24 protein-coding genes are annotated in these 26,493 nt (G+C 74.2%); 8 read left to right on the top strand and 16 right to left on the bottom strand.

What is annotated here, in order from left to right; translation table 11 throughout:
* Nucleotides 1-106 precede the first annotated feature (106 nt).
* Nucleotides 107-688 (top strand): GNAT family N-acetyltransferase, encoded by a 582-nt coding sequence (locus tag ACFY0X_RS22255; RefSeq protein ID WP_387756900.1) that lies wholly within the window; start codon nt 107-109, stop codon nt 686-688.
* Here ACFY0X_RS22255 and mycP read toward each other — a convergent pair.
* From mycP to ACFY0X_RS22235, 4 genes are all read right to left on the bottom strand, one after another.
* Entirely contained in the window at nt 682-1,803 is a 1,122-nt protein-coding gene (mycP, locus tag ACFY0X_RS22250) for a type VII secretion-associated serine protease mycosin (protein WP_387756899.1), read from the bottom strand. The two genes, ACFY0X_RS22255 and mycP, sit on opposite strands and share 7 nt — an antisense overlap.
* 204 nt (nt 1,804-2,007) lie before the next feature.
* The gene (locus tag ACFY0X_RS22245) at nt 2,008-3,447 is read right to left on the bottom strand and encodes a hypothetical protein (protein ID WP_387756898.1); all 1,440 of its coding nucleotides are present in this window, start codon (nt 3,445-3,447) and stop codon (nt 2,008-2,010) included.
* A 37-nt stretch (nt 3,448-3,484) separates the two neighbouring features.
* Nucleotides 3,485-3,934 (bottom strand): hypothetical protein, encoded by a 450-nt coding sequence (locus tag ACFY0X_RS22240; protein WP_387756897.1) that lies wholly within the window; start codon nt 3,932-3,934, stop codon nt 3,485-3,487.
* A gap of 98 nt (nt 3,935-4,032) precedes the next feature.
* Nucleotides 4,033-4,746 carry an endonuclease V gene (locus ACFY0X_RS22235; protein ID WP_387756896.1) on the bottom strand — a complete coding sequence of 238 codons (714 nt, stop codon included), beginning with the start codon at nt 4,744-4,746 and terminating at the stop codon, nt 4,033-4,035.
* 249 nt (nt 4,747-4,995) lie between these two features.
* Here ACFY0X_RS22235 and ACFY0X_RS22230 point away from each other — a divergent pair, with 249 nt between their 5' ends.
* Nucleotides 4,996-5,277: a hypothetical protein gene (locus tag ACFY0X_RS22230; protein WP_387756895.1), complete on the top strand. Its 282-nt coding sequence runs from the start codon at nt 4,996-4,998 to the stop codon at nt 5,275-5,277.
* A gap of 36 nt (nt 5,278-5,313) precedes the next feature.
* On the opposite strand, the gene ACFY0X_RS22225 is transcribed toward ACFY0X_RS22230, so the two are convergent.
* Together ACFY0X_RS22225 and ACFY0X_RS22220 are read right to left on the bottom strand one after the other, a co-directional pair.
* Complete coding sequence (locus tag ACFY0X_RS22225) at nt 5,314-6,060, bottom strand: RDD family protein (protein WP_387756894.1); 747 nt, start codon at nt 6,058-6,060, stop codon at nt 5,314-5,316.
* 74 nt (nt 6,061-6,134) lie between these two features.
* The gene (locus ACFY0X_RS22220; protein WP_387756893.1) at nt 6,135-7,772 is read right to left on the bottom strand and encodes an RDD family protein; all 1,638 of its coding nucleotides are present in this window, start codon (nt 7,770-7,772) and stop codon (nt 6,135-6,137) included.
* Nucleotides 7,773-8,177: 405 nt separating this feature from the next.
* Between ACFY0X_RS22220 and ACFY0X_RS22215 the strand changes: the two genes are divergently transcribed.
* The gene (locus ACFY0X_RS22215; RefSeq protein WP_097237712.1) at nt 8,178-8,594 is read left to right on the top strand and encodes an SsgA family sporulation/cell division regulator; all 417 of its coding nucleotides are present in this window, start codon (nt 8,178-8,180) and stop codon (nt 8,592-8,594) included.
* Between the two features lie 212 nt (nt 8,595-8,806).
* On the opposite strand, the gene ACFY0X_RS22210 is transcribed toward ACFY0X_RS22215, so the two are convergent.
* The 3 genes from ACFY0X_RS22210 to ACFY0X_RS22200 all read right to left on the bottom strand — a co-directional run bounded on the left by ACFY0X_RS22210 (nt 8,807) and on the right by ACFY0X_RS22200 (nt 12,642).
* On the bottom strand, nt 8,807-10,207 hold the full coding sequence (locus ACFY0X_RS22210; RefSeq protein WP_387756892.1) for a glycosyltransferase 87 family protein: 1,401 nt from the start codon (nt 10,205-10,207) through the stop codon (nt 8,807-8,809).
* Between the two features lie 195 nt (nt 10,208-10,402).
* The gene (locus tag ACFY0X_RS22205; RefSeq protein ID WP_387757056.1) at nt 10,403-11,920 is read right to left on the bottom strand and encodes a sensor histidine kinase; all 1,518 of its coding nucleotides are present in this window, start codon (nt 11,918-11,920) and stop codon (nt 10,403-10,405) included.
* Between the two features lie 17 nt (nt 11,921-11,937).
* Nucleotides 11,938-12,642, bottom strand: coding sequence for a response regulator transcription factor (locus ACFY0X_RS22200; protein WP_387756891.1), 705 nt, complete (start codon nt 12,640-12,642; stop codon nt 11,938-11,940).
* A 134-nt stretch (nt 12,643-12,776) separates the two neighbouring features.
* Here ACFY0X_RS22200 and ACFY0X_RS22195 point away from each other — a divergent pair, with 134 nt between their 5' ends.
* Nucleotides 12,777-13,337 (top strand): hypothetical protein, encoded by a 561-nt coding sequence (locus ACFY0X_RS22195; protein ID WP_387756890.1) that lies wholly within the window; start codon nt 12,777-12,779, stop codon nt 13,335-13,337.
* Nucleotides 13,338-13,369: 32 nt separating this feature from the next.
* On the opposite strand, the gene ACFY0X_RS22190 is transcribed toward ACFY0X_RS22195, so the two are convergent.
* A complete protein-coding gene (locus tag ACFY0X_RS22190; RefSeq protein WP_387756889.1) occupies nt 13,370-13,912 on the bottom strand; it encodes a VOC family protein in 543 nt (180 codons plus the stop codon).
* A gap of 204 nt (nt 13,913-14,116) precedes the next feature.
* On the opposite strand from ACFY0X_RS22190, the gene ACFY0X_RS22185 reads away from it, so the two are divergent.
* Together ACFY0X_RS22185 and ACFY0X_RS22180 are read left to right on the top strand one after the other, a co-directional pair.
* Complete coding sequence (locus ACFY0X_RS22185; protein ID WP_387756888.1) at nt 14,117-14,674, top strand: Lrp/AsnC family transcriptional regulator; 558 nt, start codon at nt 14,117-14,119, stop codon at nt 14,672-14,674.
* A gap of 152 nt (nt 14,675-14,826) precedes the next feature.
* Nucleotides 14,827-15,597 carry an IclR family transcriptional regulator gene (locus ACFY0X_RS22180; protein ID WP_387756887.1) on the top strand — a complete coding sequence of 257 codons (771 nt, stop codon included), beginning with the start codon at nt 14,827-14,829 and terminating at the stop codon, nt 15,595-15,597.
* A 95-nt stretch (nt 15,598-15,692) separates the two neighbouring features.
* Here the strand turns inward: ACFY0X_RS22180 and ACFY0X_RS22175 are convergent, their stop codons facing one another.
* The 3 genes from ACFY0X_RS22175 to ACFY0X_RS22165 form a co-directional block, all read right to left on the bottom strand.
* Nucleotides 15,693-16,499, bottom strand: a complete 807-nt coding sequence (locus tag ACFY0X_RS22175; protein WP_387756886.1) for a S16 family serine protease — start codon at nt 16,497-16,499, stop codon at nt 15,693-15,695.
* 38 nt (nt 16,500-16,537) lie between these two features.
* Nucleotides 16,538-17,188: an IclR family transcriptional regulator gene (locus tag ACFY0X_RS22170; RefSeq protein WP_387756885.1), complete on the bottom strand. Its 651-nt coding sequence runs from the start codon at nt 17,186-17,188 to the stop codon at nt 16,538-16,540.
* 413 nt (nt 17,189-17,601) lie between these two features.
* Nucleotides 17,602-19,434, bottom strand: a complete 1,833-nt coding sequence (locus tag ACFY0X_RS22165; RefSeq protein WP_387757054.1) for a DEAD/DEAH box helicase — start codon at nt 19,432-19,434, stop codon at nt 17,602-17,604.
* Nucleotides 19,435-19,744: 310 nt separating this feature from the next.
* Between ACFY0X_RS22165 and ACFY0X_RS22160 the strand changes: the two genes are divergently transcribed.
* A complete protein-coding gene (locus ACFY0X_RS22160) occupies nt 19,745-20,170 on the top strand; it encodes an SsgA family sporulation/cell division regulator (protein WP_387756884.1) in 426 nt (141 codons plus the stop codon).
* Nucleotides 20,171-20,261: 91 nt separating this feature from the next.
* Here ACFY0X_RS22160 and ACFY0X_RS22155 read toward each other — a convergent pair whose 3' ends face one another.
* From ACFY0X_RS22155 to ACFY0X_RS22145, 3 genes are read right to left on the bottom strand one after another with little or no spacing between them, the layout of a single operon-like run.
* Nucleotides 20,262-22,865 (bottom strand): rhomboid family intramembrane serine protease, encoded by a 2,604-nt coding sequence (locus tag ACFY0X_RS22155; RefSeq protein ID WP_387756883.1) that lies wholly within the window; start codon nt 22,863-22,865, stop codon nt 20,262-20,264.
* Complete coding sequence (locus ACFY0X_RS22150; protein ID WP_387756882.1) at nt 22,832-24,157, bottom strand: alpha/beta hydrolase; 1,326 nt, start codon at nt 24,155-24,157, stop codon at nt 22,832-22,834. The genes ACFY0X_RS22155 and ACFY0X_RS22150 overlap by 34 nt, the downstream gene beginning before the upstream one ends.
* Nucleotides 24,154-24,795, bottom strand: coding sequence for a class F sortase (locus ACFY0X_RS22145; RefSeq protein WP_387756881.1), 642 nt, complete (start codon nt 24,793-24,795; stop codon nt 24,154-24,156). The genes ACFY0X_RS22150 and ACFY0X_RS22145 overlap by 4 nt, the downstream gene beginning before the upstream one ends.
* Before the next feature lie 402 nt (nt 24,796-25,197).
* Here ACFY0X_RS22145 and ACFY0X_RS22140 point away from each other — a divergent pair, with 402 nt between their 5' ends.
* A complete protein-coding gene (locus tag ACFY0X_RS22140) occupies nt 25,198-26,493 on the top strand; it encodes a hypothetical protein (RefSeq protein ID WP_387756880.1) in 1,296 nt (431 codons plus the stop codon).

Here is a 26,493-nt window from a genome sequence, read left to right as displayed (position 1 = left end):
CCCCCGCCGCCCGCCCCCTTCCCCCCGCGCGCTCCAGCCCGGTGCGCACCCGCCGCCCGGACAAAACACGTGGACGAACCGAACCCGACCGTCCATCCTGAGGACCATGACCGCCGACGCCGCCGATCCCGCCGATCTTGCCGCCCTCGCCGTGAAGCCCACCCTGCACGGCCCCACCGTCCGGCTCGTCCCCCTCGACGGACGCCACACCGACCCGATGTGGAAACTCTGCACCGACGAGGCGACCAACCGGCTCACCGGCACCCGCACCGCCTTCACCCGCGACCAGATCCACCGGTGGTGCACCACCCGCGCCGAGCAGCCCGACCGCCTCGACCTCGCCGTCGAGGACCCCGCCACCGGCCGCTTCCTCGGCGAGACCGCCCTCACCGACGTCGACCCCGACAACTCCTCCGCCGGCTTCCGGATCGCCCTCACCCCCGACAGCACCGGCCGCGGCATCGGCACCGAGACCACCCTCCTGGTCCTGCGCCACGCCTTCGAGACCCTCCGCCTCCACCGCGTCCACCTCGAAGTCTTCGAGTACAACGAACGCGCCGCCCACTCCTACCGCAAGTCCGGCTTCACCCTCGAAGGCCGCTCCCGCCAGGCCCACCACTGGGACGGCCGCTACTGGGACGTCCTCCAGATGGCCGCCCTACGCGACGAATGGCTCGCCACTCACTGATACGGCGCCCCGTACGGCGGCCGCCCGTCCCCCCGCCTCCGCCGCCCCCGCACCACGAGCCCCACGACGAGCCCGACCACCAGCACCACACCCCCGGCCGCCGCCCCGATGATGCCCCCCACCCCGTTCCCGCGGCTGCCGCCGCCCTCGGCCCCCGGGGCGACAGCCTCCTCCGACGCCCCGTCCGTCGGCCCGTCCACCGGCGGCGCCCCCTGCGACTCCTTCCGCCCCACCAACGGATTCTCCCGAGGCCCACCGTCCACGGCCGGATTCGCCTCCAACGCCTTCGCCGGCGCCAGAACCCCGTATCCGTACCGGTCACTGGGCACCGCAGACCCGTCAGCCGGAGGAGTGGCCGTCTTGATCATCCGATTGACCACCTGCCCGGCCGACAGGCTCGGGTACTTCGCCCTGATCAACGCCGCAGTGGCGGACACGTAGGCGGCGGAGTCCGAGGTGCCGTTGGCAACCCCGTACCCTGCCGAGGACTTCGCGCTCGCCCGGTAGACCTCCGCTCCGGGCGCTGTCAGCGTGGTCTCCGGTCCGTACGTCGACTTCTCCCACAGGTGTCCCTGCCGGTCCACCGCGCCGACCGCCACCACACCCGGGAACGCAGCCGGGTACTCCACCGGCACGGCCGGCTGTCCGCTGTTCCCGTTGGACGCGACGAGGACCACATCATGGTCGACGGCGTACTTGACGGCTGACCTGGTCTCCTGATCGGTCCCCGAGTAGCCGCCGATCGACATGTTGATCACTTTGGCGCCGTGGTCCACTGCGAACTGGATCCCCTTCGCCAGGCCGCTCTGCGCCACGGTGTCCGCGGAGGTCCAACTCACCCGCACCGGAAGGATCTTCGCCTTGGGCGCCAGGCCCATGATCCCCGCGTTGCCACCGTGTCCGTGGCCTGCGATGAGGCTGGCCATCCCGGTTCCGTGGCCATCCTTGTCGACCGTGCCGTCGCTACCCTCGCCGGTGAAATCGGCGCCCGGCAGGATCTGGCCGACCAGGTCCTGATGGTCCTTCATCACTCCGCTGTCGATGACCGCGACGGTGACGCCGCTGCCCTGCGACACCGGCCACAGCGCGCTGTCGGCCTGGTAGCCGACCAGCACCCACTGCGCGTCACGGATACCGTCCGCAGAGACCGGCCCCGCCCCCAGCGCAGCGACCAGGCCGCCAACCGTCAGCGCAGCCGCCCCTCGCCGAAGCCGCCAGTGTCCCAAGGCTGGTCACCCCACTCAGCACAGCGGTAGCTCCTGTGGTCCACGAACCACGAGGGCCCCGATCGAATCACCCGGTCTCCAGAAGGACCAGGGTCATTTCACCACGTTCGAATTGGCGGACTCCCCCGACGCCCAGGTCTCCTCGTCCTCGACCAGATAATCCGGCCGCTTGCGAGCCTTCTCCTTGTCCTTGGTACGGCCGTGAGTCCCGCCGAACGGGACTGCCGTCCCCGAGGACGTTCCAGCGGCGCCGGACGCCTCCGCCCGAGGCCGGTTGCGCTGCCCCAGACCGGAACCGCCCTCCGTGAAGGGCCGCCTGCCGCCGGGGGTCGCTTCACCCGCAGGCGCCTTGCCGCCAGGTGCCGGTCGCCGACCGTCGCCCACCACGGTGCCGCCTGTTCGGCCCGCTCCTGGGCCGACCGGACCGGGGCTGCCTCCGTGGATACCCTCGGCACTCCGTGCAGGGCCGCCGCGAACTTCGCCCGGCCCTCCCCGCTGGTCATTCCGGCCAGTCGTCCCCCGCTCGACGAGTGCCTGCTTCTCCCGTCCGCCGGAGAACGGTCCGGGTGTCGGTTCTCCCTTGCCGGAGCCGAGCCACGAGGGCCCAGGACCGGTCTGCGGTCCAGGCGTGGTGGGAGCCGGAGTACCCGTGACACCGACAGGCGACGGCCCGGGCACCGTGGGCTTCGAAACAGTGTTCACGCCGTCGACTACGGTTCCCGCACCGCTGTTGGCCACCACCACGGGCTTTCCCGAGGCCTTGGCTGTTCCGCCCTTGATCCCGGGTTCGGACGGAATCGGTGCGCCTCCGGAGGCTGTCGACGACTTGGGAGCGACACCGCCGCTGCTCACGCTACGGCTCCGGGGCGTCGGCGGGGCATCTGCGGTCTTGCCGTAGGGACTCCCGGCCGATTGCAGGTTGCCGGCGCCCATTCCGGTCATCACTCCGCCCGCCGCGACGAACGCACTCTGATCACTGGCAGTCTGGTCGGAGAAGTCGTCCCGTCCCCCGGGGTTCACCGGCGGCTTCTTCGGGTCGTACGACGGCGGGGGCTTCAGGGCCGGGGTGGCGATGCGGTAGTGCATGGCGAGGGTTTGCATGATGGCGGCAGCTTCGGCCTTCTTGCGGTCGGCGAGGGGGATGTGTTCGTCCTCGTCGCCGAAGAGGGCGTCGCCGACGGTGTCCTTGACCTTGTCCCAGTTGCCGGGTTCCTCGGGCATGTCGCGCTTGGCCTTGGCCATGGCCTCGGAGGTGTTGTGGAGGATGTTGGCCGCGTCGTTGGCGTAGGCGGCGGCGTTGTTGATGCTGGCGGCCAGGGTGAGCATGCGGGTGTGGAAGGCGTCGCTGGTGGTGCCTTCCCAGGAGGTGGCGGCTTCGGTGCTGGCCCTGGTGAGGGTCAGGCGGATCTGCTTGAGGGTGTCGGCGGCCCTGCGCCAGGGGTCGCCGGCGGCCATCACCGCGCCGGGGTCGAGGGCCTGGGCCATGGTGCGGAGCTGGGCGTGGCTGTACTTGGTGAAGTCGGTGTAGACCACGGGCGGTCGGCCTCCGTTCGGTCCGGGCGGGCGGCGGTCAGACGGTGGCGTTGCCGCGGGTGGACGGGGTGCGGTTCTGCTCGGCCGCGGCCCGGCTGCTCGCGGAGGGGTGCGCGACGGACCAGCCGTCGTCGCCGAGCTTGAGCTTCGCGGCGGTGTGGTGGTCCTGCTCCTCGTAGTTGGTGGCGGTGAGGTCGGCCTTCCGCTGGGCCTCGTTCACGGCTTCCTGGAGCTGGTTGAGGACGTCGCGCAGCGCGTCCCGCATGGTGCCGTAGCGGCCGTGGATCTCGGTGGCCTCGGCGAAGGTCCCGAAGGCGTTCTTGCCGATGGCGCTGCGGCCGTGGGCGTCGGTGCCGTCGGCGTGCTTCTGGAAGTCGGCGAGCAGCAGCCGGACTTGGCCGGCGAAGGCGCGGAGCTGTTCGACCTCGACGCGGTAGCCCTGTCCGGCTCCGCCGGTAGAACCGGTACCGGTGGTTCCTGCTCCCATTTTCGGCGCCTCCCCCGTGCGTCCGTCCCTGGCGGTCGGGGCCGGGCCCCGGTGTCACATGTCTAACACACCGGGCCCGAATCCCGCCCGGGGCACGGTCAGTTCGCGCTCGTCCCGGTCCGCTGGGCGTCGGCGAGGGCGCGTCGGCAGAGCGAGTCGGCGTGCCGGGTGGTTTCGGGGAGGCGGTAGTGGCGGGCGAGGTCGAGGGTGGTGCGGACGGCGGTGTCGAGGCCGGTCCGGTGGCCGATGGAGACGAAGACGGGTTTCACGCCGGCCCTGGTGCGGACGGCGCGGCCGACCTCCTCGCCGGTGGCGGGGTCGGTGAGCGGGGTCCAGGAGCCGCGGGGCGCGCCGGGTTCGTGGTGGTCGAAGGTGAAGGGGGACTTGGCGACGCCGAGGGTGCGCAGGCCGGTGAGGACGCCGAGGTGGCTGGCGAGGCCGAGGCGGCGGGGGTGGGCGAGGCCGTAGCCGTCGCAGACGACGGTGTCGGGGGTGCGGGTGAGGGCGGCCAACGCGTCGAGGACGGCGGGGAGTTCGCGGAAGGCGAGCAGTCCGGGGACGTAGGGGAAGGCGATCCGGCCGACGGCGGTGGCCTGTTCCACGACTTCGAGGGTGTCCCGGTGGAGCAGGACGGCCGCGGCGGCGACGAGGTCGCGGTCGTCGTCGTAGGCGACGTCGACGCCGGCGACCAGTTCGTCCCGGCCGGGGTCGTCACGGCCGGGGTCGTCGTGGGCCTGGACGAGCGGGCGCAGCCGCTCCTGTTCGGCGAGAGCCTCGGCCTCGGTGGTGGGCCAGTCGGCGGGGATGGGCATGGTCGGTTCCCCCGGGTGCGGTGGTGCGTGATGTGGAGTGCGGTGCGGTGCGATAGACGGTGGTGCGCGGTCGACAGGTCGCGGTTCACCGTACCGACCGGTTCGGACGACCCCAGGGTGAGCCCGTGCGCCCCCCGTGCCCCCGGGCTCGGGGGCTAGCCTGGACGTACCCGTCTCCCCTGCGGGGTAGGACCCCGGGAACCGGCTCCGTTTCCGCCCGTTCCCCCCGACGTGCGAAGGACCTCCGCCATGCCGCGCCCCTCCGTCGCCCAGGCCTGCCTCGGCTCGTTCACCGTCGCCGCCACCACGGTGGCACTGCTGGCCGTTTCGGGCGCTTCGGGCGTCCTCGCGGTCTCGGTGCTGGTGGGGTTCGCGCTGGCGCTCGGCACCGTGGTGACGGTGCTCCGGATGTCCGTGGTCGCCGCCAGGGCCGCCACCGCGCCCGCGGGCCCCGCGGACCCGGCGGCGTCCCGCCCCGCTGCGGCCGCTGCCGCCGCCCCGGCCGGGCAGGCGTACGCCCGGCAGCGCTGATCCGCCGCCGGGCGCGGACGCGTCCCGCTCCGCCGCTCAGACCTCCGTGGTGACCACCACGGTCTTCGCGGCCTTGTCGTGCAGGCACTGCCGGTACGGCTTGTCGAAGACGCCGAAGGTCCCGTCGACGATCCACCAGAGCGCGGCGCAGCAGACCACGGCCGGGAGGATGAAGACGGCGGTGCGGGTCCAGGCGGCGGACGGGGTGGGCGTGCTCCCGTCGATCAGCATGGCGACGCGGATCCTCATCGCCTTCCTGCCGAGGGTCTGGCCGTCCCGGCTGAGCATCAGGGCCTCGTAGACGAGGTAGAGGGCGCAGCCGAGCCAGAACGCCTCGGTGGAGCCGTTGCGCGTGCTGAGGTCGCTGAAGGGCCCCACCACGATCACGCCGATGACCTGCATCAGGACGTAGTCGATCAGCCGGGCGAGGATCCGCTTGGGCCAGCTGCCGATCGGCGGCATGCCGGGGACGGGGCCGGCGCCGGGGGTGCCGTACGCGCCGGGGCCGTAGCCGGTGCCGTAGCCGGGGGGCGGCTGACCGTACGGGTCGTCGCCGTACGGGTTCTGACCGGGGGTCGGCTCGCCGTACGGGCTCCCGCCGTACGTGCCCTGGTAGGCGCCGGGGCCGCTGGACGGGCCGTGGGACGGGTCGGTCGACGGGGACGGGGTCGGGCCCGACGGCTCGCTTTCCGGCGTGCCGCCGCCCGGCTGCGGGGGCTGCTTGTCGAAGGAGGGCTTGCCGCCCCCCTCCGGCTGGGGGCCTGAGGGGTCGTGGGTGCTCATGTCCCCGAGTAGAACATCGCGGATTCTTGATGTTCGGTATATTTTGTCCGTTTTGCTCCGGGCCCCCGCGGGCCTCAGCCCCGCACCACCCGGGTACGGGCCGCGCGGTCCTGCCAGCCCCGCCGCGCCACCCGGTCGAACACCGGCCAGACCAGGCCGAGCAGCAGCACGGTACCCAGTTGCCGCACGGCCCACCGGAGCAGCGAGCGGCCGAGCCCCAGTCTGGTCCGGGCGGCCGGGGCGGCGGCGTCCACCACCCGGATCCGGGCCAGTCGCTTGCCGAAGGTCTGGCCGGTGCGGGCGACCGGCAGCACCTCGTAGAGCAGGCTGACGAACAGCAGGATGCCGATCAGTACGGCGATCTTGCCCAGCACCACGTCGTCCACCAGCCAGACCTGGACCTGTCGGCGGGCGAGGGCGCTGGCCATCCGGGCCTGGTCGACCTTCAGCCGGAGGTGGTCGGTCACCGAGCGGGCGAGCGGGATGCCGGCGGCGACCGCGACCACCAGCAGGACGGCGGTGTCCACCGTCCGTGCCGCCAGTCGGCGGCCGAGGCCGGCCGGACGGACGACCCTGGTGGTCCGGGCGGCCCGGGCGGCCCGGGGAGACGCGGGGGCGGTGGGGGTGGCGGCCGGCCGGGGCTGGACGGCGGTCTCGCGGACCGTCCGTACGGTGGGCTGCGGGGCGGCGGGAGCGACGGCGGTGGCGGCGGTCGCGGCCACGGTCTTCGCGGCGACCGCCACCGAGGCCGGGGCCGCGAGCGCCGCGTCGCCGACCACCGGCACCGGGCCCGACGCCAGGACGGCCGGCACCGGCACCTCCCGCACCGCCTTCGCCCCGACGGGAGCGCCGGTGGGAGCGCCGGTGGGAGCGCCGACAGGAGCGCCGGCGGCGGCCAGTTCCACGGCAGCCGGAGCGCGCTCCTGCTCCGCGCGCCCCTCGTCCGCATCGGGCGCCTCCGAAAGCACCCCCCAGGAGACCCAGTGCTGTGCGCCGCCCGTCTCCATCAGGCCCCGCTGCGCCCGCGGATCGGCCTGCCAGCCGGACTCCCCGGCAACCGGGGCCGGGGACGGACCGGACGCCGGGACCGCCTCGGGCACCGCACCGACGCCGTCGGCCTCCTCCACGCCCCGCGGCCGTCCGGCACCGCCGAAGCCCGACGATGCCGGCTCCGACGACGCCGGCCCCGACGACGGCATCCCGGGCGGCGTCCCCGGCCCGTCGACCGTCCGGAACACCGGCCCGCCGATCACCTCCGCCAGCCGTGGCCCGAGCACGAAGGACGCCCCGCCGGACGTCTGGTCGAAGTACACCGGCCCGGTGTCGCCGCCGCCCGCCGGCGTCCCGACCTGCGCCGGCCCGCCCGGCTCCGGGACCAGCACGTCCGGAACCAGCGCGTCCGGGACCAGCCCCTCCGCAGCCACCTGCTGCGGAGCCGCCGCCCGCACGACCGCCACCTCGGGCGCGACCGCCTCCGGCACCACCGGCGGCGGCACCGCCCGCGCCGGCACCCCCTCCGGGGCGGGCCGCCGGGTCGCATACCGGGGCGGGGCCAGCACCTCGCCGACGGCGGGAGCGGGCCGACTGGTGCCCGGCACCCAGGCCGAGCCGCCCCAGTACCGGACGAAGCCGGGGACGGAGGGGTCGGGGTAGTAGCCGGGCCCGGGCGCGACGGCCGGGTCGCCGGCGCCGGCGAAGGGGCGGTCCGTCATGGGCGTCTTCTTTCCTGGCAGGGCCTGACGAGGACGGTGCGGCCGACCGGGCCCGACCACCGCAGACGCGTCCACCCGCGCGCACGATCCGGCGCACGCCCGGCGCTCGGCGCGCGTGGGGGCACCACCGATGGGCGGACAGTCGCCGGGCAGTCACAAAGGGTAGTACCTCGGCGAAGCCAGGACGGGAAGTTCGCGATTCCCCGGACAGCGGGGGGTCGCTCAAGGTAGGGAACCCAGCGCACGACATTTGCTCGCGCGCCGCGCCACCCGCCGTTCACCACCCCTCACCGAACTTCCCGAAGAAATCCCGGAAACGTGTGTAAGAGCCGCTGCGGACCGCCCTCTCAAAGGTCACAGGGGCCCGGAACCGGGCACCGCCCGAAGGCAGAGAGGAAGACGATCATGGAGCGTCCCGTCAGCGTCGTCGAGCACGAGCTGGAGCTCAACCTGGTGCTCTCGCCCGAGCACAGCGTCCCGGTCCCGGCCCGACTGTCGTACGGCAGCCACGACCCGTACGCGGTGTACATCACCTTCCACCTGGACACCGGTTCCCCGGTGACCTGGGTGTTCGCCCGCGAGCTGCTGGTCGAGGGCACCTTCCGCCCGTGCGGCCAGGGCGACGTGCGGATCTGGCCGACCCGTTCGGGCCGCCGCAGCGTGCTCTGCCTGGCGCTCAGCTCGCCCGCCGGCGACGCGCTGCTGGAGGCCCCGCTGCCGGCCGTCGCGGCCTGGCTGGAGCGGGCACACCGACTGGTCCCGCCGGGCAGCGAGCTGGCCGCGCTGGACATGGACGGCTCGCTCGCCGAACTGCTCGCCTAGGCATGCGCCGCAGCGTGCACTGGCACGTACAGCAGCACGAGTACGAGCACCCGCGGGATCCCGCGGACGAGCAGCGGGCTCGGCGGCGGAAGCGGAAGCAAGCGAACGAAGGGAAGGACCGGGACCGCGAGGACCACAAGGACCGGGAACGCGAGGACCGGAAGGACCGCAAGGCCCGGAAGCAGGGGCGCGGCAGCGGCACCCCCGCCGGTTCAGCGGGCTGCGGGGGCCTGCTGACGGCCGCGGGCGGCGTCCGGGCCGCCGACGTCCCGCTGCCCGGGCAGCCGGACCAGCGGCGCGCCGGCCGAACGCCGTCGGGCCCTTATCCGGACGGCGGCGGCGAGCAGGAAGCAGAGTCCGACCCACGGATAGACCGAGGTCGGCAGCTGGCGCCACGGTGACATGTCGAGGACGGCCAGGCCGACCGGCTTCGCGGCCCACATCGCGAAGGACAGGAAGGCGACCAGGGTGCCCCAGAAGACGGCCCGCCAGCGCAGCCGGCGGACACCGGCCGGACGGGCGTGCTCGACCGAGGCCTCGGCGGCGAGCAGGACGAGCACCGGCACGCACCAGACCCAGTGGTGGGTCCAGCTGATCGGCGAGATCAGCACGGCGGTGACGGCCGCGCAGCAGACGCCCCAGGCCTCGGCCCGGGGCAGCCAGCGGCCGCTGCGGGCGGCCCAGGCGGCGACGGCGAGGCCGGCCAGCGCGACCAGGCCCGCCCCGAGGGTGGCGACGGTGCCGGGGTCGGCGGCGTGCAGCAGGCGGGCGAAGGCGCCGCGCATCGACTGGTTGTCGACGATCCAGGTCTTGCCGACCCGGGAGGAGTCGTAGAGGTACTTGGTCCAGAAGCCCCAGGTGGCGTCGGGCAGGACCACGGCGCCGAGCAGGAAGGTGCCGAGGAAGGTGAGGCCCGCCACGAAGGCGGCCCGGACCCGGCCGGTGATCAGCAGGTAGACCGCGAACAGGCCGGGGGTGAGCTTGATGCCGGCGGCGATGCCGATCGCCATGCCCTTGCTCCGCCGCCCGTCCGCGCGGGTGAGGTCCCAGAGGACCAGGCAGGCCAGCGCGAGGTTGATCTGGCCGTAGCGGAGCGTGGTGAAGACCGGTTCGAGCCAGACCCCGAGGCCGGTCACCAGGACCACGCCGATCGGCCGCAGCTCGCGGCGCGGCCAGCCGACCAGCTTGAACGACAGATGGGTCAGCAGGGCGAGCAGCCCGAGGTTGCCGAGAGTGATCGCCACCCGGAGGAAGGGGACCGGGAACCAGGTGGTCGGGACGAACAGCATCGCCGCGAACGGCGGATAGGTCGCGGGCAGGTTCCACTCGGTGACGCGCAGCTCGTACAGGTCGGTGCCGTTGGCCACGGCGGCGCCCTCGGCCCGGTAGACGATCATGTCCACCATCGAGGTGTGGACGAAGTGGCGGACCACCGCGTACACCATCAGGGACAGCAGCGCCACGGCGGAGGCGGCCAGCAGCGGACGGCGGGGGGCCTCGCGCAGCGCCCGGACGGGGGCGCCGAGGGCCCGGCGCAGCCGGTCCGACAGGGGGGCGGGCGAGGGGTCGGGTGCGGTCCGCACCGGGCTGCGCTCGTCTTGCACCGCTGTCACTGTCCACTCCGTCCACGGCTCGGCCAACCAGCGACGATACCGGATGCCGCCCGGGTGGAATCGGACACGATCGACCACGAAGCGTGACAAAGCGGCTCTGACCGGCCCTCCTTCCTCGCGGGCGGAGCACGGCGCCGTCGAAGGAGTCCCGGAGGCCGTCGCCGGTCGCCCGCGGCGCGCCGGCCCGGGCGGCCGTCACTTCTGGAACAGCGCGCCCCGGGTCCGCCGCCGTCCGCCCCGGGCGGGCTCCGCCGCCGCCGGCCGGGTGCGCAGCCGCAGCCGGGTCTCGGCGCCGCCGAGCACCGCGGAGCGGCCGAGCGCGAGGTCCCCGCCGGTGGACTCGGCGAGCTTGCGGACGATGTCCAGGCCGAGGCCGGTGGAGCCCTCGCCGCCGTGGCCCTCGCCGCGTCTGAGGGCGGCGGCCGGGTCGCTGTACCCCGGTCCGGCGTCGCCGACCAGGACGATCACCGAGCTATCGGTGGCCAGCACGTCCACCGAGAAGGCGGTGCCGACGGCGGTGTGCCGGAAGACGTTGCCGAGCAGCGCGTCGACGGCGGCCGCGAGGTCCCCGCGCTGGACGGGCACCGGCGCCGACCGCTCGGCTCCGGCCAGCTGCCACCGGCGCCCCTCGTCCTCGGCCAGCGCCGACCAGAAGCCGACCCGCTCCCGGATCACCTCGGCGGCGTCGCAGCCGACCGCGACGGCGGGCGCGTCCTCGGGGGCGCGGCGGGCCGAGCGGATGATCTGGTCGACCTCGCGCTCCAGTTGGGCGACCGCGTGCCGGGTGGCGTCGGCCGCGTCGCCCTCGCCGAGCGAGGCGGCGTTGAGCCGCAGCACGGTCAGCGGGGTGCGCAGCCGGTGCGACAGGTCGGCGGCCAGTTCCCGTTCGGCGGCGAGGAGTTGGACCACCCGGTCGGCCATGGTGTTGAACGCCTGCCCGGCCTCGCGCAGTTCCTCGGGGCTGCCCTCGACCTGCTTGCCCTCCACCGGGACCCGCACCGAGAGGTTCCCGGCGCCGAGCGAGCGGGCGGCGCCGGCGAGGCTGCGCGCGGAGGCGACGATGCGGCCGCCCATCCGGTCGGCGACCAGCACCGAGACGGCGACCAGGCCGAGCGCCACGGCGGAGAGCACCTGCCAGGCCGTGGCGACGCCGCCGGTGAGGTCGCTCTCGGCCACGAACACCTCGACCACCGCGGTCCGCCCGGTGTCCACCGCGACCGGCTGGAGCAGGGCGTACCCGCCGGGCACCTTCACGGTGAAGGAGCGGCCCTGCCCGCCGGCGGTGGCCACGTCGGCCGTGGTGGCGCGCCCCTCCCCCAGCACCGGGCCCCCGGGCTCGCCGCCCCCGCCACCGCGAACCGCCTCACCGCCCCCCGCCTCGCCGACCCCCGCCTCGCCGACCCCCGGCCCGGCCGCACCCGCCTCGCCGCCCCCCACCCCGGCTGCCCCCGCCCCGGCGGGCTGCCCGGCCGCCGGAAGGTGCACCGCCATCCGCCCCTGACCGCCGGCGTCCGTGCTGGCCAGCGCCCGGTTGACCGCGTCCTCGTCGGTGGTGATCGCCAGGGCCGGCCCGAGCGCCGCGGCCTGCCGCTCGGCGGCGGTGAAGGCCCGGTCCCGGGCGGTCTGCTGGACCATCATCCCGAGCGGGATCAGGAAGGCCAGCGCGACCATGGTGGTCCCGGCCACGGCGGCCTTGATCAGGGCCCAGCGCAGCGAGCGCCCGAACCGCCTCACGTCCGGTGCTCCGCGAGGCCCCCGGCGGCCTCCAGCCGGACCCCGACGCCCCGGACGGTGTGCAGGTAGCGGGGGTTGGAGGCGGTCTCGCCGAGCTTGCGGCGCAGCCAGGAGAGGTGGACGTCGATGGTCTGGTCGCCGCCGTAGGTCTGCTGCCAGACCTCGGCGAGGATCTCCTTGCGCGGCACCACCACACCCGGCCGGGCGGCCAGGAAGGCCAGCAGGTCGAACTCACGGCGGGTCAGGTCGAGCGGCCGTCCGTCCAGCGCGGCCTCCCGCCGCTGGAGGTCGATGGCCAGTCCGCCGACCCGCAGCACCTGGGCGACGGGGGCCGCGCCGCTGCCGAACCGGCGCAGTACGGCGGTCATCCGGGCGCTGAGGTGCTCCCCGGAGAAAGGTTTCACCAAGTAGTCGTCGGCGCCGTCGTTGAGCAGTCGGATGATCTCGGCCTCGTCGTCCCGGGCGGTGGAGATGATCACCGGCACGTCGGTCAGGCCCCGGATCATCTTGAGCGCCTCGCTGCCGTCCAGGTCGGGCAGGCCCAGGTCGAGGATCACCAGGTCACAGCCGATCTGGGCGACCTCCCGCAGCGCCTCCAGAGCCGTGCCCACGCTGCGGACCGCGTGACCGGTGTCGGTCAGGTGGCGGATGAGGGCGGAACGTACGAAGGGGTCGTCCTCGACCACGAGCACTGTTGCCATGGCCCTGCACGGTACGCCATCGCCGGTCAGTGGTCTGTACCTCGGGTGCCGGTCCGAACATTGTGCAACTGCCCTGCTGAATACCGGGGGTGCCGGTCTCCATCCGTTTGGAAATACGGCAGGATGTGCGAACGATGCGGAACGGACTGGTACAACTCGGCGCCTGGGCGGCGGCCACCGGGGCGGCGGTGGCGCTCTCCTGGCTGGGCGTGCACGCGGTGCTGACCGGCGCCGCGTTCGAGCAGCCGACGGCGCTGCCGCTGCCCTCCCCGAAGGCCGGCGGCACGCCGCACTCCGCGCCCGCCAGCCCGGACCAGCCGCGCTCCGCCGCCCAGTCCACGGCCCCTTCCCCGGCGGCCTCCCGGACCGCCACCACCGCCGCCACCACCGCGCCGCACGGCCCGGCCCCCGCCGCGACCGCCACCGCCGCCGCGCCGCCCACCCGCAGGCCCGCCCCCGCCGCCACCGCGACGTCCACGGTGAGGAGCTACCCGATCCCGGGCGGCAAGGTCGCGCTGGACCTGAAGCCGGACCGGGCCACCCTGGTCTCCGCCACCCCGGACCCGGGCTGGCAGATGCAGGTGTGGACCAACGGCCAGTGGCTGCGGGTCGACTTCACCCGGGGCGACGAGGCCAACTCGGTCTTCGCCTCCTGGAACGGCCACCCGCCGATCGTGGAGACCGCGATCCGCTAGGACGTGTCCGACGATTGCCGCCGGGCGCTCCGTCAGAAGCCGTCGCACGGCACGTACCCCGGCAGGTACGGCCCCACGTAGCCCGCCCGGTCGACCAGCGTGTGCCTGGTCCCGCCCGGCACCCCGATGGTGGCCAGCACCACCGCGCCGTAGTCGTCCCGCGCCTCGTACGGCTCGGCCAGCGACAGCGCGCCGCGGTCCACCGCGTAGTCGTAGGCGTAGGGGACGTCCGGCACGCTCACCGCGAGGTCCAGCACCCCGTCCCCGTACCGGTCCAGGTACGCGGCCAGCTCCCGGCCGCGCGGGCCGGTGGTCCGCACCGGCGAGGAGAGCACGATCCGCGTGCCCGGCGCGGTCAGCACGTACGAGAGCGTCTCCGGCTCGCCGGTCTCCGGCCCGGCGTACGCGGTGCAGCGCAGCCCGAGCGCGGCGCAGTAGCGGCGGGCCGCCCGCTCGGCGTCGGCGACCGCGAAGACCACCGCGTCGGCGCGGCCCGCCGGCAGCGGCCCCGCCTCCGCCGGGTCCGGTACGAGGCCCGCCCCGAACAGGGCGGGTTCGGCGGTGGTGTCGGTCATGACTGCCCTCCCGGTAGGCGTACGGACCATCCTGGCCGCCCCCCGGCACCGGGGGTGGGGCCCTGCGCACGGGGGTGTGGCTGGAGGGTGGCGCCGGGGCGACCTGCGCGCAACTGTTCCGTTTCCTCCTGGTCAAGCTGTGCCCCGGAGCGGGAGAATCGACCGCGCCGCTGTACAGAATGCCCACCACAGGACGGTGCCGCGATGCCCCCCGCCCACGCCCCGAGCTCGCCCGGCTCGCCCAACTCCGCCTCCCCGCACGGCGTTTCCGCCGCACCGGCGGCCAGCACGAACGACACCATCGACACCCTGGACGGCCGGCTGATCCGGCTGCTCGCCGAGGAGCCCCGGATCGGGGTGCTGGAGTGCTCGCGCCGGCTGCAGGTCGCCCGGGGCACCGTGCAGGCCCGGCTGGACCGGCTCCAGGCCAAGGGCGTGATCGGCGGCTTCGGCCCGGAGGTGGACCCGGCGGCGATCGGCTACCCGGTGACGGCCTTCGCCACCCTGGAGATCTCCCAGGGCCAGGGCGCGGACGTGCGGGCGCACCTGGCGAGCGTTCCGGAGGTGCTGGAGCTGCACACCATCACCGGGATCGGGGACATGCTGGTGCGGATCGTGGCCCGGTCCAACGCCGATCTGCAGCGGGTGATCGACCGGGTGCTGGGCTTCGACGGGATCGTCCGCTCGTCCACCGCGATCGTGCTGGAGAACCCGGTGCCGTACCGGATCCTGCCGCTGGTGGACCAGGCCGCCGCCGAGTAGGAGGGTCCGGGCGATGCGACGCGCCGATCCGGCATAGGCAGGCGGCACCGATGGCCTCAAGATTCACATATGAACGTTCTACTGTCCCTCGTGTCGCCCCGCGGCCCGCTGACACCCGCGGCAGCCGGGTCCCTGCCCGGGCCGGCCCCGGCATGACGAACGCCGTCGCGGCCGACGGTACCGCCCCCACCCTCATCGCCTCCGCCCAGCGCGCCCTGCGCCTGCTGGAGGCGGTCGCCCGCTACCCCAAGGGCGCCACCGCCAAGCAGCTCGCCCGGGACACCGACCTCGCCCTGGGCACCGCCTACCACCTGCTCCGCACCCTGGTGCACGACCACTACCTGGAACGCCGCAGCGGCGTCTACCTGACCGGCCCCGCGGTCGCCGGGCTGATCCGGTACGACGGTCCGGCCACCGGGCGGGCCCGGCTCAGGGCGCTGCTGGGCATGCTCGCCGACGAGCTCTCCGCCGCCGTCTACTTCACCTGGTACCGGCACGGCGAGGTGGAGCTGGTCGAAGCCGCCGAGGCCCCCGGCGCGCCGCTGGTCGACCGGGCCTGCTTCCGGACGGGCGCGCACGCCACCGCGGCCGGCAAGACGGTGCTGGCCCTGATGACCGCCGACGAGCGCCGGGACCACCTGGCCCGCCACCCGATGGTGGCGTTCACCCCGTACACCCTGCGGGACCCGGCCTGCCTGCCGCTGCTGCCGCGCCAGGGCCCGCGGCGGGTCGTCCCGATCACCCAGTTCCAGGAGTACGCGATCGACGTGGCGGGTGCGGCCGTACCGATCGTCGCGGGCAACGGCATCGGCGCGATCTCGGTCTCCCTGCCGATGGCCCAGGCCCACCGGCTGGCCGGGATCGCCGCCCGGCTGCACACCCGGCTGGGCGACGACTTCGCCGCGGTGGCCTTCGGGATCTGAGCCCGAGCCCTCCCGGACGGAGCCCGAGCCCTCCCGGACGGGGCCCGAGCCCTCCGGGACCGGGCCGACCCACGTGCGGGCGGGGCGACGCCCGGTCAGCAGGAGGGGACGGCGCCGCCGCTCCTCAGCGCCTGGAGCGCGGAGACCGCCTCGTCGAGGGTGCCGACCGGCACCAGGCGCAGCGACTTCGGGGTGTTCACCCTGGCGTCCGCGCACTCGTCCTTGGGCAGCAGGAACACCGTCGCGCCGTCCCGGGCGGCCGCCTGCGTCTTCAGGGGGACGCCGCCGACCGGGCCGACGGTGCCGTCCTTGTCGATGGTGCCGGTGCCGGCGATGGTGAGCCCGCCGGTGAGGTCGCCGCCCCTGCCGTCGCCGGCCAGCTTGTCGACGATGCCCAGCGCCAGCATCTGGCCGGCGCTCGGGCCGCCGACCGCGCCCAGGTCGATCTTGACCTTCACCTGGTCCGGCGACAGGTGGAGGTGGTTCAGCGCGGCCGCGGTGGCCGCGTCCTGCGACTCGGCCATCTGCTGGGCGGTCGCCTCGTCGGCCTTCACCGGGTCGGTCTCCGGGTAGACCGTCTCGGTCGGGCGGACCGCCTCCCGCGGGTCGAACCAGGCCTGCATCGAGCGCCAGAAGGTGTTGCGCTGCCCGGCGTTGGTCGCGGTGATGGTGACCATCCGCAGCTCGCCCTCGGTGGTGCGCAGCGGCGCCCCGGTGATGGTGAGTACCGGCCTGTCCTGGTACGAGCCCAGGGTGTCCGCGGTCAGGCCCGGCCAGGTGATGGTGTACGGCAGCGGGACGAAGGCGGCCACGCCGAACAGCGCGGCGACCAGCACCCCGCACAGCGTGAGCGCGCGGGTCCGCGGGGAGGTGAGGGCCTTGGAGAGCTTGGTGTCGGACACAAGGGGAATCCAAACACACCCGACCCGGTGCGCGGGCGCTACCTCAGGGCGTCGGCCACCTCGGTCGCCGCCTCCACCACCCGGGGGCCGACCCGCTCGGGCACCAGGCCGTTCAGCATCACCACGCCGACGCTGCCCTCGATGCCGCTCAGGCCGACCAGCGCGGCGGCCGCCCCGCTCGCGCCGGACTGCTCCTCCGCGCGGGTGATGACGAAGCCCTGTTCGGGCCGGCGCTGGCTGGGGAAGGTGCGCGCCTCCAGGATCGCCCGGCCGGCCGCGCTCTCGGTGAGCGGGTGGCGCAGGCCGGTCCGGTAGGCGACGTGGAAGTCGGTCCAGCTGGGTTCGACCACGGCGACGGCCAGCGCCTCGTTGCCGTCCACCAGGGTGAGGTGGGCGGTGGCGCCGAGGTCCTCGGCGAGGCTGCGCAGGGCCGGGAGGGCGGCCTCGCGCAGCAGCGGGTGGACCCGGTGCGCGAGGCGCAGCACGCCGAGGCCCACCCGGGCGCGTCCGCCGATGTCCCGGCGGACCAGGCCGTGCTGTTCCAGGGTGGCCAGCAGCCGGTAGACCACGGTCCGGTTGACGGCCAGCCGGGCGGCCAGCTCGGTCACGGTCAGCCCTCGTTCGGAGTCGGCGAGGAGCTTGAGGACCCGGACGCCGCGGTCCAGGGTCTGGGAGGTCTCGGCAGTCACGGCGGGCAATCCTTTCCGCGGCGCTCGCGGGGCGGCGGCGCCGTTCCAAGACCGGTGTCGCGCGCAGGTGGGGGTGGCCGCGCTCGGACCGCACGGCGTCGTCCTTGACGCGCACGGCCCCGCGGCGCCGTCCCGCGCGGGTTGCCCGGCGGAAGAGCGTGGGGGAAAGGTAGTGAAGGAAATGACGCGGCGGAAGTGGTTGTCCAAAATTCGGGCGTGATCAACTTCAACACCGCGTCGAAATCAGGACGAACCCCCGCGATTCGCCGGGTGCGTCGGGGTGCGGACGCGCCCCCGGTCCGATGTCCGGACGCGCCGGGGCGGCCGGGGCGCCCGGCCCCGGCCGGGGCGCGCCGGCCGGCGGAGTCTTCGGTCCGCCCGCCGGACCGTTCCTCCGCCCGCTTCCGGCTCCGCTACTTGGCCCACTCCCGGATCTTCGCGATCCGCGCCCTGAGCTGGTTCGCGGTGGCCTGCGCGGTGAGCGGTCCGCCGCACTGCCGGCGCAGCTCGTTGTGGATGGTGCCGTGCGGCTGGCTGGTGCGGTGGTGCCAGGCGGCCACCAGCGCGTTCAGCTCCTTGCGCAGCTCCCGCAGCTCCTGGTGGGTGACCACCGGCCGCTGCTCGGCCGGCAGCTCCAGCAGGTCGGCCTCCTCGGCGGGCTTGGTCCTGCTGCGCTGGATCTGCCGGTGCTGGCGCTTCTGCAGCAGCATCTGCACCTGGTCCGGCTCCAGCAGGCCCGGGATGCCGAGGTAGTCCTCCTCCTCCTCGCTCCCCGGGTGGGCCTGCATGCCGAACTCCATGGCGTTGTACAGCACCCGGTCGAAGACCGCGTCGGAGCCCAGCGCCTCGTAGGAGAACTCCTCGCCGCCCGCGCCGTCCGGCCCGTCGTTGGCCCGCTCGGCCTCGGCGAGCAGCCGGTCCTCCTCGTCGAAGAGGCCCTCGCCCTCCTTCTTCGGGCGGTCCAGCACGTGGTCGCGCTGGAGCTCCATCTCGTTGGCGAAGCCCAGCAGCAGCGGGATGGTCGGCAGGAACACCGAGGCGGTCTCGCCGCGCTTGCGGGCGCGCACGAAGCGGCCGACGGCCTGGGCGAAGAACAGCGGGGTGGAGATCGAGGTCGCGTACACGCCGACGCAGAGCCGGGGGACGTCGACGCCCTCGGACACCATGCGGACCGCGACCATCCAGCGCGAGGTGCCCTCCGCGTAGTCGGAGATCCGCTTGGACGCCTCGGCCTCGTCCGAGAGCACCAGGGTGACCTTCTCGCCGCTGATCTCGCGCAGCATCTTGGCGTAGGCGCGGGCCACGTTCTGGTCGGTGGCGATGACCAGGCCCCCGGCGTCCGGGATGGCCTTGCGGACCTCGGTGAGGCGCCGGTCGGCGGCCTGGAGGACGGCCGGGATCCACTCGCCCTGCGGGGACAGCGCGGTGCGCCAGGCCTGGGCGATCAGGTCCTTGGTCATCGGCTCGCCGAGCCGCGCCTCCAGCTCGTCGCCGGACTTGGTGCGCCAGCGCATGTTGCCGCTGTAGCTGAGGAAGATCACCGGGCGGACGACGTGGTCGGCCAGGGCGTGCCCGTAGCCGTAGGTGTAGTCGGCGACGGACTTGCGGATGCCGTCGCCGCCGGCCTCGTACGCCACGAAGGGGATCGGGTTGGTGTCGGAGCGGAACGGCGTACCGGTCAGCGCCAGCCGGCGGGTGGCCGGCTCGAAGGCCTCGAAGCAGGCCTCGCCCCAGGACTTGGAGTCACCGGCGTGGTGGATCTCGTCCATGATCACGAGGGTCTTGCGGGCCTCGGTCCGGTTGCGGTGCAGCATCGGGTTCACGCCGACGCCCGCGTAGGTGACCACGATGCCGTGGTACTCCCGGGACAGCGGCCCGGAGGAGTACGCCGGGTCGAGCTTGATGCCTATCCGCGCGGCGGCCTCGGCCCACTGCTTCTTCAGGTGCTCGGTCGGCGCGACCACGGTCACCTGCTGCACCAGGTGGTTGTGCAGCAGGTACGAGGCCAGGGTGAGCGCGAAGGTGGTCTTGCCCGCGCCCGGGGTCGCGACCGCGAGGAAGTCGCGCGGCTGCGTCTCGATGTACTTGTCCAGCGCACCCTGCTGCCAGGCCCGCAGCTTGCCCGCGGTGCCCCAGGGGGCGCGGCCGGGGAAGGCCGGCGAGAGGTGGTGCGAACCGGCGGGCGCGGCATGGCCGACGGGCCGGGGGGGCGCCTGCGCCTCCGGTACGTCGGAGAACAGCGGCATCGAGGAGGCGGCGGCAGTACTCACGGTCTCCGAGGGGGGATCATCGCAGGTCAGAGGCGGTTTTGCGGCCTCGCCCCGCGGTCGGGAGGCAATCGGACAACCCGCCCAGCGTACCGGCCCGGCGCCGTTCGGGCCTCCAGGCGAGGCTCCGCGCCGGGCCCGGGCGGCCGGAAATCGATGTGACCCGGATCACGTCGAATACCTCGTGGAACCGGGTAAGCACCACGGGTCCCGGGACTCTCACCATGGTGAGGCCGCACCAACCCCACTGCCCTAGCGCGGCCCCGCACCCGACCGAAGGGACCCGTCCGTGTGCACCGTCGAAGAGACCGTCCAGGCCCGCCTGATCCTGTCCACCCACCGGTCCGTCCGGCTGCGGGTGGTGCTCGCCTACCGGCCGGAGGACCCGCTGGCCGTGCGGATGGCCTTCCCCTCCGAGTTCTCCCTGGACGACCCCGCCGAGCGCCGGGACAGCGCCGACATCGTCTGGATCTTCGCCCGCCAGCTGCTCTCGGCCGGCGTCGAGGTGCCCGCCGGCGTCGGCGACGTGCACGTCCGGCCCGCGGCCGGCCGGCGCACCATGGTCGAGCTGCGGGCCCCCGAGGGCACCGCGCTGCTCCGGTTCGACACCGCCGACCTGCGCCGCTTCCTGTGGCGCAGCCGGCTGGTCGTCCCCGAGGGCGAGGAGCACCTGCACCTGGACGCCGACCGCGCGCTCGCCCAGCTGTTCGGCTGACGGGCCCCGGCGCCGGGGAACGCGACGTCCGCCGCCGGCAACCCGGGTCCGGGGCCCGGGAAGCCCGTACGGCCGTCCGCCCCCGGGCGGATCAGCCCGACAGCCTGCGCATCAGCCGGACGCCCTGGGCCGCCGTCAGGTGCGGCAGGTACGCCTTGCCGATCGCCCTGGTGATGCCGGGCAGCGCGGCCGGGTCGGGGTACGCCATGTACATCGGCCGGTACTCCGGCTGGAACTTCGCCTTGAACGCCAGCAGCGAGCGGAAGCCGTACACCGGCTCCAGCACCTTGCCCATCCAGTCCAGCATCCGCTGCAGCCCGGTGGGCTCCTCGTCCTGCCCGGTGCGGGCCAGCGGCGCGCCCGACAGCGACAGGAAGCGCGCGCCCTCCTCCTTGAAGCCGAGCGCGGCCGAGGCGATCAGGAACTCGCTGACGCCGCGGAAGCCGTCCGAGCGCCGGCGCATGAAGTCCAGCGTCCAGCCGACCGGCACGCCGTCCTCGTAGACCGGCATCCAGCTGGTCAGCCCGTGCACCACCCGCTGCTCGTCCACCGCGATCAGCACCCGCACGTCCGGGTCGTCCAGTTCCTCCAGCCCGCCGAGCGTGAAGCCCATCTCCGGCAGGCCCTTCTCGGAGACCCACTCCTCGGAGATCGCCCGGATCTGCTCGCGCAGCGCGAGCGGCGCCTCGTGGTACGCCCACCACTCCGCGGAGATGCCCTGCTTGCCGGCCTTGTTGAGGGCGGTGCGGATGTCCTGCCACTTGCGGCCGGTGAAGGCCAGTTCGGGCAGCGGAACCACGGTGTCCTCGGCGACCTGCACCGAGCGCCAGCCGAGCCGCGCGGCGGCGGCCCTGGTCTCGCCGCAGACGCTGTAGAAGCACGGCGTCCAGCCGCGCGCGTCGCAGTACCGGGCGAAGCCGGCCACCGCCCGGGCCCGGTCCTCCGGCGCGCCGAACGGGTCGCCGGTGGTCAGCGCGACGGTGCCCACCACCCGGTAGGCGACGGCCGCCCGGCCGCCCTCGTCGAACCAGTAGTGGTTGCCGTCCCAGGTGGCGATGAACGAGAGCGTCCCGCCGCCGTGCTCGGTCAGCAGCGCCCGCGCCCGGGCGGCCGCCGCCGCGTCGGTGTGCAGCACCGGGCGGCGGAAGACGGACAGCAGCACGGCCAGCGCGACCACCCAGAACACCAGCCCGCAGTACGTCTCCAGCAGGCGCGCCACCGGCCCGACCGCGACCGGGTAGTCCGGCAGCAGGTCGTTGTACGCGGGCGGCAGGAACTGCGCCGGCAGCCCGGCCACCAGTCGGCGGGCGGTCGCCCCCGGCTCGAACTCCCCGGCCACCAGCCGCCCGACCCCCACGTAGACGGCCGCGGAGGCCAGCGCCGCACCGCCGAGCACCAGGGCCAGCCGGCGCATCGAGCGGCCGGACAGCCGCAGCGGGAACCGCTTGCGGGTGGCCAGCAGCAGGACGGTGGTCAGCAGCGGCAGCAGCAGCGCCTCGACGAAGTACTGCACCACGTCCCGGCCGACCGGCCCGGCCTCCAGGTACAGCCAGCACAGCAGCGCCGCCCAGAGCAGCTCGGTGGCCACGGTGACCAGCCAGGCGAACCGCAGCCCCCGGCGCAGCCCCTCGGCCAGCACCAGCAGCAGCGCCGGGAACAGCGCGGCCATCAGCCGGCCCGGGGTGTCGAAGATCCGGACGACGGCGTGCGCCCGGGCGCAGTCGTGCGCCGACACCGCGCAGAAGTCGGCCACCTCCTCCGGGCTGAGCCGGTGCGAGAGGTACAGCTCGGAGAAGGTGTTGAACGGCCCGCTGGCGTTGTCGTACAGCGAGGCGAGCAGCGGCCCGAAGGCGGCGGCGACCAGGCAGAGCGCGACCAGCACCCGGGTCTCGGAGTGCGAGGAGCGGTGCGTGCGCAGGTGCGGGCGGCCCCCGCTGAGCAGCGCGCCCAGGCCGAGCCCGGCCAGCGCGGCGGCGCAGCGCTGGACGCTCTGCAGGTGGCCCACGTACAGCGTCATCACCAGCGGGACGAGCAGCACCAGCAGGTGCAGCCGGCGGCGCCAGAGCACGGTGAGCCGGTACCCGAGCACCCCGGCCAGCGCGAACACGCCGACGCCGGGTCCGACCGCGATCTGATCGGCCACCGAGACGGTCCACGGCTCCCCCACCCTGGAGCCGAACGCGACCAGCGCGGTGCCCAGCAGGGTGCCGACCACCTGCCCGCCGACCAGCACCGCGAGGGTGCGCGGCCGCCCGAGCCGGTGCTCGGCGGCCGGGCCGACCAGGAGCAGCAGCAGGCTGGTGAACACGTACGAGCCGCTGCCCGAGCACCAGAACATCGAGGTGACCGGCGTCCACCAGTGGCCCTCGGCCAGCGTGGACGGGCCGACCCCGGCCCGTTCCAGCAGCCGGTCGGACGGGCCGTGGCCCAGGCTGCCGGTGGCCGCGCCGAGCAGCCAGAGCCCGGCCAGCAGGGCCAGCGTCAGCGGCGCCGAGCGCAGCCGGGAGCCGAGCACCCGGGCCGCCCGCCGGACCCGCTGCGGGCGCGGCTCCGCGGTGCGGGTGACCGGGGCCCGGTCGGCGCCGCGCTCGGCCGCGCGCTCCGCGTCCGGCCCGGGCCCGCGCCGCTCCCCGACGGTGGCCAGCGCGGTCCCCGCGCCGGTCACCGGGTCAGCCCGGTCTGCTGGGCGAGCCACGGGAGCTGCTCGGCTATGCCGGGGCGGAAGACGACCCAGCCGTGGCCGCCCGGCATCAGGTCGAACTTGGCCTTCATTCCGGCCGCCTGCGCGGCCTGGTAGACCTTCTCCATCTGCGGTCTGAACTCCTCGTCGGTCTCGCCGACGACCAACGCGACGTTGGTGTCCGGGAACTTCTTGCGGGCCATCACCTGCAGCGGATCGACCGCGTCGAACTTCTTCTCGTCGCCGCCGAACGCGGCCTTGACGGTCTGTTCCCGGCTGCCCAGGGTCGGTTCCTCCTGCCCGGACATGTCGAGGACGGTGCCGTACACCTCGGGAGCGTTGACGCCGAGCTGGAGCGCGCAGGTTCCACCCATCGAGGCGCCGCCGATCGCCCAGGCGTTCCGGCCGGTCGCGGCCTGGAGGTTCTGGTGGACCCAGTCGGGGACGTCCGCGGCCAGGTAGGTCTGGGTCTTGGCGATCCGGGAGTCGAGGCAGAGCGTGTTGGCCCAGGTGGAGCCGAGCTGATCGGGCATCACCACGATCGGCGCGAGGCCGTTGTGCTCCGCGGCGTAGGCGTCGAGGGCCTCGTTGATCTGCGCGGAGAGCACCCAGTCCCCCGGGATGCCGGGCTGACCGGTGATCATCACCACCACCGGCAGCAGCGGCCGCGGGGTGGCCTGGTAGGCGGGCGGCAGGTAGACGTACGCGTCGCGGGCCTTGAAGCCCGACTTGGTGCCGGGTATCGGCACCACCGAGACGGTGCCCTTCTCGGGCAGGTCCGCCGGGGGCTTCCAGACCTCCTCCAGCGACTTGCCCGGCGGGGCGGCCACGACCTGGCCGGCCTTGGTGGCGACCAGCCCGTCGGTCTTGGTCAGCCACGGCGCCAGCATCACCCGCCCGCTGGGGAACTGGCCGAAGCCGATGTTGACCTCGGAGGAGGCCATCAGCACCACCAGGCCGGTCAGGCCCAGTGCGATCCCCCGCCGCCGCCAGGTGAGCCGGCGCATCCGGTAGCCCGCCAGGCAGAAGCCCAGCAGGGCGATGGTTATCCACCGGGTGACGTACCGGGGCGTGCCCTCCGGGAAGGGGTGCCACCACCCGTCGACCACGGCGTCCAGCAGCCAGCTGAGCGCCGCCGCCGTCAGCAGGGCGGCGGGCAGGCGGACCCGCCACCAGCTCCGGCCGCGGCCGACGGCGAGGGCGAACAGCGCCGCCCAGCCGGCCGCGAGCACGGCGTGCGGGATCAGGCCCTCGGTGAGCGGCCAGTCGATCGGGTTCCAGCGGGTGGCAAGGGTCAGCGTGCTCATGCGGCTTTGCCCGGCGGGGTGGTGTCGGCCAGGAAGCCGTAGGCGACGACGTTGCCGTCGTAGCCGTGTTCCGCGCTGTACGAACCGCCGCAGGTGATCACCCGCAGCTGTGCGTCAGCGGCCTGGCGGTAGACCCGGTCGTCCGGGAAGTCCTTTCGGTCGTGCACTTCGATGGCGTAGAGCTGGTAGACGGCGGTGGCGCCGTCCGCCCGGGCGATCTCGATCCGATCCCCCCGACGGAGCGCGCCCAGATGATAGAAGACCGCGGGGCCGGCCTTGTTGTCGACGTGCCCCGCGAGGATCGCGGTGCCGCGCTGACCGGGGCTCGCCCCGCCGCGGTACCAGCCCGCGAGGTTGCGGTCCGCCTCCGGCGGGGTCTGGAGACGGCCGTCGGCGTCGAGCCCCAGCGCGGTCACCGGGGCGTCCAGCCGCACCGCCGGGATGCGGATCCGGGTCGGCGCGGACGGACCCAGCGGCGGGACCACCGAGACCGGCGCGATCCCGGCCTGGGCCTGGCCGGCCTGCGGGGCGGGCGGCAGCGACCGGCCCCCGTCGTGCAGCAGCCAGGCGCCGAGCACCAGCGCGGCTCCGGCCGCCAGGGTGCCCGGCCACGGACCCCTGCCCTGCTGGACGCCCACGGGCGCTCCCCTCTGCCGACGGAATCCCGCTTCCTGGGAGTTTCCTGGGAACAATTCAACCGGAACGGACTGTAGGGCACGTCCACACGACGGTCGTACCGGCACCCGCCGATCGGCAGGGCTGATGGCCTCTTCCCTGCACGCCGTGGGCGTCCGGTCGCTGAGCGCGACGGCGGCCTCCCGCATACGATCGCCGCGGGTGCACACCCGACACGACCTACCGACGGTTCAACGGACCCGATCGGTTGCGTCGTTCGAGCGATCACTCCCGACCGCGCGCTGTGCCTCTCCGACCGGCTCCGCCTCCGTGCCATGCTGACCCGGTTACGGGTTCCGTCATCCCCGCGCCCGACCGGACTCCGCACTCCCGCACGCCGCCACCGCCCCACGAACGGAGTGACCATGGAAGCCCTCTCCCGCCGAACCCTGCTGACGGCCGGCGCCGCCACCGCCGCCGCCCTGGCGGCCGGCTGCGGCAGCAACCACGCCACCGGCGGGGAGCGGGCGACGGGCACCGCCGTCCCGGCCACGGGCACGGTCGACGAGCAGCTCGCCACCCCCACCCCGGCCCCGGCGCCCAAGCCGCAGGCCGTGCTGATCGGCGACGGCTCCACCTCGGACACCGGCGCCCAGCCGCACCAGCCCGTCCCCGAGAGGCTGGAGCCCGGTCGGCGCCCGCCGCAGTTCGTGGTCTTCTCCTGGGACGGCGCCGGGGAGCTCGACAACGGCCTGTTCGCGCGCTTCCGCCGGCTGGCCCAGGAGCACGACGCGAAGATGACCTTCTTCCTCAGCGGCCTCTACCTGCTGCCCGAGTCCAGGAAGGACCTCTACCGCCCGCCGCAGCACAAGGTCGGCGCCTCCGACATCGGCTACCTCAGCGACCAGCACATCCGCGACACCCTGGAGAACGTGCACGCGGCCTGGCTGGAGGGCCACGAGATCGGGACCCACTTCAACGGCCACTTCTGCGGCTCCACCGGCGTCGGCAAGTGGTCCCCGGAGGAGTGGGACAGCGAGATCCAGCAGGCGATGGACTTCGTCACGAACTGGCGCACCAACACCGGCTTCACCGACCTGCCGGCACTGCCCTTCGACTACCGCAAGGAGCTGATCGGCAGCCGCACCCCCTGCCTGGAGGGCCAGCGCAACCTGCTGCCCACCGCGGTGAAGCGCGGCTGGCGCTACGACAGCAGCGGCAACGGCACCCAGGTGTGGCCGCAGAAGATCCAGGGCGGCGCGCTGTGGGACCTCCCGCTGCAGTCCATCCCGTTCCCCGGGCACACCTTCCAGGTGCTCTCGATGGACTACAACATCATGTACAACCAGTGCGGCCCCAACACCAAGGCCGACCCGGCGCTCCACCCCGGCTTCCAGGCCCAGGCCCGCGACGCCTACCTGATGGGCTTCGACCGCGCCTACAACGGCAACCGGGCGCCGTACGTGATCGGCAACCACTTCGAGGAGTGGAACGGCGGCATCTACATGAACGCCGTCGAGGACGCCCTCAAGGCCATCGCGGGCAGGCCGGAGGTCCGGCTGGTCTCCTTCCGGCAGCTGGTCGACTGGCTGGACGCCCAGGACCCGGCGGTGCTGCGCAAGCTCCAGACCCTCGCCCCGGGCCAGTCCCCGGCCGGCGGCTGGGAGGCCTTCCTCGGCGCCCCGGCGGGGGCGGCGGCCCCCGCCGGGGCCGTCGGCTGA

Source organism: Kitasatospora sp. NPDC001547, assembly GCF_042894165.1.
Classification (GTDB): Bacteria; Actinomycetota; Actinomycetes; order Streptomycetales; family Streptomycetaceae; genus Kitasatospora.
This window is presented reverse-complemented; position numbering and strand designations above follow the sequence as displayed.

Coding starts and splice junctions, on each gene's coding strand:
- ACFY0X_RS22255 (WP_387756900.1), top strand. CDS start 107: ATGACCGCCGACGCCGCCGATCCCGCCGATCTTGCCGCCCTCGCCGTG.
- ACFY0X_RS22240 (WP_387756897.1), bottom strand. CDS start 3,934: ATGGGAGCAGGAACCACCGGTACCGGTTCTACCGGCGGAGCCGGACAG.
- ACFY0X_RS22235 (WP_387756896.1), bottom strand. CDS start 4,746: ATGCCCATCCCCGCCGACTGGCCCACCACCGAGGCCGAGGCTCTCGCC.
- ACFY0X_RS22230 (WP_387756895.1), top strand. CDS start 4,996: ATGCCGCGCCCCTCCGTCGCCCAGGCCTGCCTCGGCTCGTTCACCGTC.
- ACFY0X_RS22225 (WP_387756894.1), bottom strand. CDS start 6,060: ATGAGCACCCACGACCCCTCAGGCCCCCAGCCGGAGGGGGGCGGCAAG.
- ACFY0X_RS22220 (WP_387756893.1), bottom strand. CDS start 7,772: ATGACGGACCGCCCCTTCGCCGGCGCCGGCGACCCGGCCGTCGCGCCC.
- ACFY0X_RS22215 (WP_097237712.1), top strand. CDS start 8,178: ATGGAGCGTCCCGTCAGCGTCGTCGAGCACGAGCTGGAGCTCAACCTG.
- ACFY0X_RS22200 (WP_387756891.1), bottom strand. CDS start 12,642: ATGGCAACAGTGCTCGTGGTCGAGGACGACCCCTTCGTACGTTCCGCC.
- ACFY0X_RS22195 (WP_387756890.1), top strand. CDS start 12,777: ATGCGGAACGGACTGGTACAACTCGGCGCCTGGGCGGCGGCCACCGGG.
- ACFY0X_RS22190 (WP_387756889.1), bottom strand. CDS start 13,912: ATGACCGACACCACCGCCGAACCCGCCCTGTTCGGGGCGGGCCTCGTA.
- ACFY0X_RS22185 (WP_387756888.1), top strand. CDS start 14,117: ATGCCCCCCGCCCACGCCCCGAGCTCGCCCGGCTCGCCCAACTCCGCC.
- ACFY0X_RS22180 (WP_387756887.1), top strand. CDS start 14,827: ATGACGAACGCCGTCGCGGCCGACGGTACCGCCCCCACCCTCATCGCC.
- ACFY0X_RS22165 (WP_387757054.1), bottom strand. CDS start 19,434: ATGCCGCTGTTCTCCGACGTACCGGAGGCGCAGGCGCCCCCCCGGCCC.
- ACFY0X_RS22150 (WP_387756882.1), bottom strand. CDS start 24,157: ATGAGCACGCTGACCCTTGCCACCCGCTGGAACCCGATCGACTGGCCG.
- ACFY0X_RS22140 (WP_387756880.1), top strand. CDS start 25,198: ATGGAAGCCCTCTCCCGCCGAACCCTGCTGACGGCCGGCGCCGCCACC.